At 59.1% G+C, this 7,895-nt stretch carries 7 protein-coding genes; 4 read left to right on the top strand and 3 right to left on the bottom strand.

What is annotated here, in order from left to right:
* Positions 1-389, bottom strand: a 389-nt coding sequence (locus tag M5G26_RS28735; protein ID WP_273917125.1) for an Hcp family type VI secretion system effector, incomplete at its 3' end; no start/stop codon positions are given.
* 478 nt (positions 390-867) lie between these two features.
* Here M5G26_RS28735 and M5G26_RS28730 point away from each other — a divergent pair.
* Both M5G26_RS28730 and M5G26_RS28725 read left to right on the top strand, forming a co-directional pair.
* On the top strand, positions 868-1,689 hold the full coding sequence (locus M5G26_RS28730) for an aldo/keto reductase (RefSeq protein ID WP_273917124.1): 822 nt from the start codon (positions 868-870) through the stop codon (positions 1,687-1,689).
* 25 nt (positions 1,690-1,714) lie between these two features.
* Positions 1,715-2,185: a DUF1810 domain-containing protein gene (locus M5G26_RS28725; protein WP_273917123.1), complete on the top strand. Its 471-nt coding sequence runs from the start codon at positions 1,715-1,717 to the stop codon at positions 2,183-2,185.
* Here M5G26_RS28725 and M5G26_RS28720 read toward each other — a convergent pair.
* Complete coding sequence (locus M5G26_RS28720) at positions 2,150-4,510, bottom strand: DNA polymerase II (protein ID WP_273917122.1); 2,361 nt, start codon at positions 4,508-4,510, stop codon at positions 2,150-2,152. The genes M5G26_RS28725 and M5G26_RS28720 overlap by 36 nt on opposite strands.
* Positions 4,511-4,708: 198 nt before the next feature.
* Here M5G26_RS28720 and M5G26_RS28715 point away from each other — a divergent pair, with 198 nt between their 5' ends.
* Positions 4,709-5,149 (top strand): CBS domain-containing protein, encoded by a 441-nt coding sequence (locus tag M5G26_RS28715; protein ID WP_007918278.1) that lies wholly within the window; start codon positions 4,709-4,711, stop codon positions 5,147-5,149.
* Between the two features lie 129 nt (positions 5,150-5,278).
* Here the strand turns inward: M5G26_RS28715 and M5G26_RS28710 are convergent, their stop codons facing one another.
* Entirely contained in the window at positions 5,279-5,902 is a 624-nt protein-coding gene (locus M5G26_RS28710; RefSeq protein WP_108227249.1) for a glutathione S-transferase, read from the bottom strand.
* A gap of 1,113 nt (positions 5,903-7,015) precedes the next feature.
* Here M5G26_RS28710 and M5G26_RS28705 point away from each other — a divergent pair.
* On the top strand, positions 7,016-7,840 hold the full coding sequence (locus M5G26_RS28705; RefSeq protein WP_273917121.1) for an energy transducer TonB: 825 nt from the start codon (positions 7,016-7,018) through the stop codon (positions 7,838-7,840).
* Positions 7,841-7,895 lie beyond the last annotated feature (55 nt).

Below are 7,895 nucleotides of genomic sequence, written 5' to 3'. Positions count from 1 at the left end.
CAGTTGTGCATTTTGTTGTTGATGGCGACGATGATCGCGTCTTCCAGTTTGGTGGTGTAGTAGTGCTCTTGGGTGCCTTGAGCAGAAGTACGGAACCACTGGATAACGATTTCGCTCATGCGCTCGCCGGAGGTCAGAGCGGCTTGCAGCAGAGGCGAAGCTTTGTCGTAGACCTTGGTGATCACAACTGGCTTGTGAACGCGCTGACCGGTTGGCTGACCGGATTGCGGGTCACGCGGGATGATTACGTCGTGGCTGAAAGCCTGAACCATAACCTGGTCTTCGTGGCCTTCCTGGTAGGTGTTGCCTACGGAGTCAGCGGTGAAAGCGCCTGCAGTGATCAGGCCTTGTTTTTCGCCGGTAACCGACATGTACGCTGGTGTTGCCATGGGGTGCTCTCCTTGCTTGAAAAGACATACCTCACAGGCACCATTGCCTGAAAGGATGGCCATGCGCCATCAAACTTCGTGCCAGCTTTTACGCAACCCATACAAATCAAGGCCCCGAGCTCATCGACTGATTTTTTCCTGTGACTAAGCCAATGAAAAACAAGGGAAAGTGCGCAACTTCTTGCGCAGTGGTGTGCAAGAAGTTGCGCACTTGGCTGGAGGCCACGAGCTACGCGGCCTGTAGAGACTTATCCGGGTCAAAACAGGCGAGGCACTGCGCAACTTCTTGCGCACTTGTACGTGGATGGATAAAGAAGAGCGCCAGATCAAAAGATCGCAGCCTTCGGCAGCTCCTACATGGGAAACCGCTACCCATAAGGAAAGCGCTGCCGAAGGCCGCGATCTCTTTGCTTTTTGAACCCCTGAGCTATCCTGCTGCCCACTAAAAGGTATCGACACATTCAGCAAGGAGGTTTGCATGCGTACCCTCGAACTGGCCGGCGTCCAGGTTCCGATCATTGGCCAAGGCACCTGGCGCATGGGCGAAGACCGCTCGGCGCACAAGCGTGAAGTGGCGGCGCTGCGCACGGGGATCGAGCTGGGCATGACCCTGATCGACACGGCGGAAATGTACGCCGAGGGCGGTGCCGAAAGCTTGGTTGGCGAGGCCATCGCCGGCCTGCGCGATCAGGTGTTTCTGGTGAGCAAGGTCTACCCGCACAACGCCAGCTGCAAAGGTATCCCGCAGGCTTGCGAGCGCAGTCTGCGTCGGCTCGACACCGACTACATCGACCTCTATCTGCTGCACTGGCGCGGCCAGTATCCGCTGGAAGAAACCGTCGAAGCCTTCGAACGTCTGCGCGAGGACGGCAAGATCGGCCGTTGGGGTGTGTCGAATTTCGATGTCGACGATCTCGAAGAACTCTCCAGTTCCGTCTGCGCGACTAATCAGGTGCTCTACAACCTGGAGGAGCGCGGCATCGAATTCGATTTGCTGCCGTGGTGCCAACATCAGCGCATGCCGCTGATGGCTTACTGCCCGATCGGCCAGGGCGGCGCGATGCTGGCTGAACCGGTGCTGAATGAAATTGCCGCTCGTCACGGTGTAACCCCCGCGCAGGTTTCGCTGGCGTGGATTCTGCGTCAGGATGGTGTGATTGCGATTCCCAAGGCTGTGCGACCGGAACACGTGCAACTCAATGCACAAGCCGCGCAACTGCAACTGGAGGCCGGGGATCTGGCGGCGCTGGACCAAGCGTTTCAAGCGCCACAACGCAAGCAGCGGCTGGCCATGGTTTGAGCCAGCGGCTGGCGAGGGCTTCGCGATGAGAAGCACTGATCAGTACGACCCGTTCAACCTGCAACGTTTTGTCCAGGCCCAGGATTCGGTGTTCGAGCGCGTGCAACGCGAACTCGATGAGGGCCGCAAGCGCAGCCACTGGATGTGGTTTGTCTTTCCGCAATTCGCCGGACTGGGCGGCAGTGAAATGTCCCGGCGCTACGCCATCGGTTCGGCCGAGGAAGCCCGGGCTTATCTGGCCCATGAGTTGCTCGGCGCCCGCCTGCGCACCTGCACGCAGTTAGTGCTGAAGGTGCAACAGCGTTCGATCGCGGAGATTTTCGGCCATCCCGATGACCTGAAATTTCATTCCTCGATGACCCTGTTCGCGCAGTTTTGCGCTGAAGACAGCGTGTTCAATCAGGCACTGGAACGCTACTTCCACGGCATCCTCGATGAATGGACGCTGCAGTTGCTCGACTCAAAACAGGCCCAGTTGCCCGCCGATCAGGGTTGAGAAATCGTCGTCGACAAACGGCAGAATCGCATCCGCCACCGGTTGCAGCTGCCGGGTGACGTAGTGGTCGTAGTCGATGGCGGCGCGGCGCACTTCCAGCGGCTCGGGACCTGCCAGGGTGATGACGTAGCTGATCCAGCCGCCATTCTGGTATTGCCGTGGCCGCCCGTGTTGTGCGTTGTAGTCGTCGGCCAACCGCGCCGCGCGCACATGCGGCGGGACGTTGCGTTCGTAATCGTCGAGGGTGCGGCGCAGGCGTTTGCGGTACACCAGTCGATCATCGAATTCGCCCGCTAGGGTTTTACGCACGTAGTCGCGCACGTAATCCTGATAGGGCTTGCGCTGGAAGATCCGCTCGTAGAGTTCCTGCTGGAATTGCCGGGCCAGCAGCGACCAGTCGGTGCGCACGGTTTCCAGGCCTTTGTAGACCATTTCATCGCTGCCGTCGGCACGGGTGACGAGGCCGGCATAACGCTTTTTGCTGCCCTCCTCCGCGCCGCGAATGGTCGGCATCAGGAAGCGTTTGTAGTGAATTTCGAATTGCAGTTCGAGGGCGCTTTCCAGGCCATATTCATCACGCACATGCGCGCGCCACCAATCGTTGATGTGCTTGACCAGCGCATGACCGATGCTCGCCGCTTCTTCCTGCCCGTGCGGGCGACGCAGCCAGACAAACGTCGAGTCGGTGTCACCGTAGATCACCGCGTGGCCCTGTTCTTCGATCAGCTTGCGCGTGCGCAACATGATCTCGTGACCGCGCAGGGTGATCGATGAGGCCAACCGCGTATCGAAGAAGCGGCAACCGCTGGAGCCAAGCACGCCGTAGAAGGCGTTCATGATGATCTTCAACGCTTGCGACAGCGGTGCGTTGTGTTCACGCTTGGCGGTCTCGCGGCCCTCGGCAACGCGCGAGACAATCGACGGCAAGCAATGCCGGGTGCGCGAGAAACGCGCGCCACGGAAGCCCGGCACCGAATCCGCATCGTCCGGGTGTTGCAGGCCTTCAATCAGCCCGACCGGGTCGATCAGAAAGGTGCGGATGATCGACGGATACAGACTCTTGTAATCGAGCACCAGCACCGACTCATACAGGCCCGGTTGCGAGTCCATGACAAATCCGCCGGGGCTGGCCTGCGGCGGATTGGTGCCGAGGTTCGGCGCGACAAAACCCTGGCGATGCATCAACGGCATATACAAATGCGTGAACGCGGCGACCGAGCCGCCGCTTCTGTCCGCCGGCAGTCCGGTGACACTGGCGCGCTCGAGCAGAAAGGTCAGCAACTCGGTCTTGGCGAAGATCCGAGTGACCAGTTCGCAGTCTTTGAGGTTGTACTTGGCCAGCGCCGGTTTGTCCTCGGCGAACATGCGGTTGATCTCGTCCATGCGCTGGTACGGGTTGTCGATCGACTTGCCTTCGCCGAGCAACGTCTGGGCGACGTTTTCCAGACTGAACGAAGGGAAACTCCAGGTTGCCGAACGCAGGGACTCGATGCCGTCGATGATCAGCCGCCCCGCCGCCGAGGCGAAGTAGTGATTGCGGCTGCCGTGTTCGCGCCATTGCATCTCTTCGCCGCCCCGGCCGATCTTCAGCGGCACGCCGAGGCGCCGCGCGTGTTCGTGGAGGATGCGCAGATCGAACTGCACGACGTTCCAGCCGATGATCGCGTCGGGGTCGTGACGGGCGAACCAGTCGTTGAGTTTCTTCAGAATGACCGTGCGCGAGTCGCAGTATTCAAGGTCGAAGTCGACGATACTGTCATCGCCGTTCGGCGCGCCGAGCATGTATACCTGACGCTCGCCACAACCTTCGAGGGCGATGGAATACAACTCGCCGGTTTCGGTGGTTTCGATGTCGAGCGAGACCAGGCGCAGCTTCGGTCGGTAATCGGGGTCAGGTTTGAGCTGGGCGTTGAGCAATACGCCATCGGCATCGGGCGTGCCGCTGAACCGCACCGGTGCGGTGATGAAACGCTCCATCAGATAACGTTCCGGCGGACGCACGTCGGCTTCGTAGACGTCGACACTGTTGCGGTTGAGCGCGGTTTCCAGGCGCATCAATTGGCCGTGTTGCTGGCAATACAGACCCAGCACCGGGCGATGTTCGAAATCCTGCAAGGCCAAGGGGCGCAGTTCGACGTTCTTTTCGTCGTGCAGCAGGCGTTCGGCCGCTTCGCGCTGCTCGGCAGGAATAAACGCCACCGACGGTTGATGCGGCAGGCGCACACGGCGCGGCCCGGCGTCAGTCGCCAGCCAGAACTCGACTTCGGTGCCGGCCGCTGTATCGCGCCAATGCCGGGTCAGGACGAAGCCCTGCGGTAAATCCACCACTGCAACCTCAGGAATTGAAACAGAGGGGCATTCTACGCGGCATTGCGTGGGATGACCTTGGCGATAAATCGCCGTCAGCCACGGAAAAAACCGGCAAATGACGTTTTTTGCGTGTTATCTGCCGCTTTGCCACCTTGCCCTGCGCGCTTGCGTCTACGATGCTTGGATAACAACGACAACACCTGAGTAACCACCATGAAGACCGTCGCCCAACTGCTCAAGCTCAAAGATCAGAAAAATCAGGAAGTGCACCAGATCAAACCTGATCACATGGTGCTCGAAGCGCTGATGAAGATGGCCGAGAAAAACGTCGGCGCCTTGCTGGTGGTCGAAGACGAAAAAGTGGTCGGCATCATCAGCGAACGCGACTACGCACGCAAACTGGTGCTGCATGGCCGTTCATCCGTGGGCACGCCGGTGCGCGACATCATGGTGGCGAACGTGATCACCGTGGACACCCATCAAACCGTCGACACCTGCCTGGGGATCATGTCGGACAAACGCCTGCGCCACTTGCCGGTGGTAGAGAACGGCAAGCTGATCGGCTTGCTGTCGATCGGTGACCTGGTCAAGGAAGCGATTGCCGAACAGGCGGAGCTGATCAAGCAGTTGGAGCAGTACATTCGCGGGGAATAACCCTCCTTTACCGAGATCGTTCCCACGCTCCGCGTGGGAACGCCTCTTGTGACGCTCTGCGTCACACTTTGGGACGCGGAGCGTCCCGGGCTGCATTACCACGCGGAGCGTGGGAACGATCATCGTAGGTCAGGACGGCCAATGCCGGGCGAACACCGGCGCCAGCACCGGATGCCGGTCAATTCGCTGCAACCACGCATAAAACCCCGGCCGCGTCTGGCGCAAATGCTCGCGGCTGCCCGCCCAGCGCGTCACCACCGCCGCCAGCACATCCAGCGCCCCCGGCGTTTCGTCATCCAGATACAGCTCGGCGGAAAACTGGTCGGCAAACACCTCCCAACTCCAGTGCAAACGCTCGCGCGCGCCGGCCACCAGATTCTGCCGCGAGGCTTCGTCGGGCATCAGCAGCCAGCGCTCCGGATAATCGATGACGCCGATCGCTGCGTAGCAATTGCTGACGATGTAGACCAGACCGCGAATGGCCTGGTCGCGATCATTCGCCTTGGCTGGCAGCAGCCCGGACTTGGGAAACGTCAGGCCCAGATGAATCAGGATCGCCGCGCTCTCGGTGATGGCGCTGCCGTCGGGCAGTTGCAAGGTCGGTATCTGCTTGAGTGGATTGAGCTGGGCCAGTGCCTCGGCGGCTTCGGTGCTGGCTTCGATATCAATGAAACGGTAAGCGATCTGGCACAGCTCCAGCGCCGCTTCGATGGCGGCTGCGCCTGAATTTCTGTGCCCGTAGAGCTGGTACATATCCAATCCCCCCGAAAAGACCATTGCCACAGGGTAGATGGCTGTAGCGTGGGTGTAGAAAAAATCTGCCTGTGTATCGGTTTTGGCACGGTTTTCCCATGCACTCGCGACTTGCGAATTCAAACCTCGCAAAACAGCGCTGGCGGTGCCCATCCCGCACCAAGAGCAATCATCGAACGCTATCCGCGTTCTTGTAAGGTGCGATACCGAACCAAAAGTTCGCGTATCCGAGCTGGCAACAAGGAGTTCACCGCGTGAATCTTCAAACGCTTTGCCGCATCACAGCCTCTTTGCATTTATCCGTTCGCCGCCGAGTTCATCCGAACAGTCCCGGCTGCCTTCACACTTACTTTATTACCTAAAACCTCGACAGCGCACTGCGTTCGCCAATGAGTTATTGGCCGACGGCAGCGTGCTATTTATTTTTTAAATAACACTCGAACAGTTATTGCACAAACGCAGTGTGTATTGAATGACAGCAGGATTGTCGAACAATAACTTTAAGCACCATTGCAAGTGCACCAAAACTGCTCCACGGGTTTGAACTACTCAATACTTAAAACAGTGATTCTATCTAAACAACAACAAGGAACATGCCCCGTGAACCGCTAAAACATTGACCCGCACCAATTCAGTCCGCCGCGCACCAGCAAGTGCCCTGGCCGCAAGCCACGCAGCCGCTCTATCCCGCCAACCCGCGTGATATGGCGCACAGCCTGACTCGCCTGTGAAAAAGCTCCCTCAACCGGAGTAACGGCAATCTGCGCGCCATGAAAAAACCACGACAAGGGTAAAACTTATATAAATGCGACATGGGTAACACTCATGAAATACGCACTCTACATTTCAGCAACATGTGGCACAGCGGTTGCTATGTGTAACAAGCATGAGACACCGACCGTTGTCTTAGGTAATAGAAGAACAACCAGGGAATGGCCAATGAACACTCGAAGTCGATGACGCTAAGCCAGTAAGTTTGCACAAGCCTTGTTAACCGGATAGTTGAACTATCGGCTTCTGCACACCTTGAAGAAAGTTGCACCCACCCACTCGAATATCCCCTGGATGTTCGGACGGCACCTTATTGCCCTTCATCAACCCGAGGGAGCTTTAATGAACGATGCGGTAAAGCACAGAACCCTGCCGGGGCCGTTGCGGGAAGCGCCAGTCCCGCCGCCACCGGGCAGGCCGGCGTTTAAAGCCAATACCTCGCAACCCGGCAGTCTGAATAAACAGCAAATGGTGTTGCTGGTGGCTGTGTCAGCACTGATACATGGCGGCGCCTGGTGGTTTCTCCAGCATTCCAAAACAGAGCCATTGCCAACGCCGCCGCAGATTCCGGAAATGACCGTCGAGCTGACCAGCCCGACGCCACCGGCACCACCCACCCCGGAACCGCCACCCCCGCCTCCTCCGCCACCGCCGCCGGAACCTGAACAACCGGTGGAAGACGAGGACGCGGTCAAGCCACCGCCGAAACCGGTGGAGAAACCCAAGCCGATCGAAAAACCGAAACCGGTCGAGAAGCCGAAACCGGTGAAAAAGGTCGAGCCGCCGAAAGCCCCACCCGCCCCGGCACAACCGGCCGCTCCTGCTGCACCGGCGACACCTAGTGCACCGCCGGCCCCTGCCGCTGCGCCGGGTCCGGTCAAGGAATCAGCAGCGATCTCGGGCCTCGCCAGCCTCGGCAACCCGCCGCCGGAATACCCGTCGCTGGCCCTGCGGCGCAACTGGGAAGGCAGCGTGGTGCTGCGCATTCAGGTACTGGCCAACGGTCGTGCAGGCTCGGTGACGGTGACCAAATCCAGCGGCAAGCCGCAACTGGATGACGCGGCTGTTGCCGCCGTGAAGAACTGGAAATTCATCCCGGCCAAACGCGGTGACACGCCGATCGACGGCTTCGCCACCCAGACCATCGATTTCAAATTGCCGCAATAACCGAACGCTCAATCAACGCACAACCGAATAACGCAAGCGAGGTGTAACCATGAAC

The organism is Pseudomonas sp. TNT2022 ID642 (assembly GCF_028656995.1).
Lineage (GTDB): Bacteria > Pseudomonadota > Gammaproteobacteria > Pseudomonadales > Pseudomonadaceae > Aquipseudomonas.
This window is presented reverse-complemented; position numbering and strand designations above follow the sequence as displayed.

What these genes read in the sequence shown, in the direction of transcription:
- M5G26_RS28730 (WP_273917124.1), top strand. Translation starts at nt 868, where the DNA reads ATGCGTACCCTCGAACTGGCCGGCGTCCAGGTTCCGATCATTGGCCAA.
- M5G26_RS28725 (WP_273917123.1), top strand. Translation starts at nt 1,715, where the DNA reads ATGAGAAGCACTGATCAGTACGACCCGTTCAACCTGCAACGTTTTGTC.
- M5G26_RS28715 (WP_007918278.1), top strand. Translation starts at nt 4,709, where the DNA reads ATGAAGACCGTCGCCCAACTGCTCAAGCTCAAAGATCAGAAAAATCAG.
- M5G26_RS28710 (WP_108227249.1), bottom strand. Translation starts at nt 5,902, where the DNA reads ATGTACCAGCTCTACGGGCACAGAAATTCAGGCGCAGCCGCCATCGAA.
- M5G26_RS28705 (WP_273917121.1), top strand. Translation starts at nt 7,016, where the DNA reads ATGAACGATGCGGTAAAGCACAGAACCCTGCCGGGGCCGTTGCGGGAA.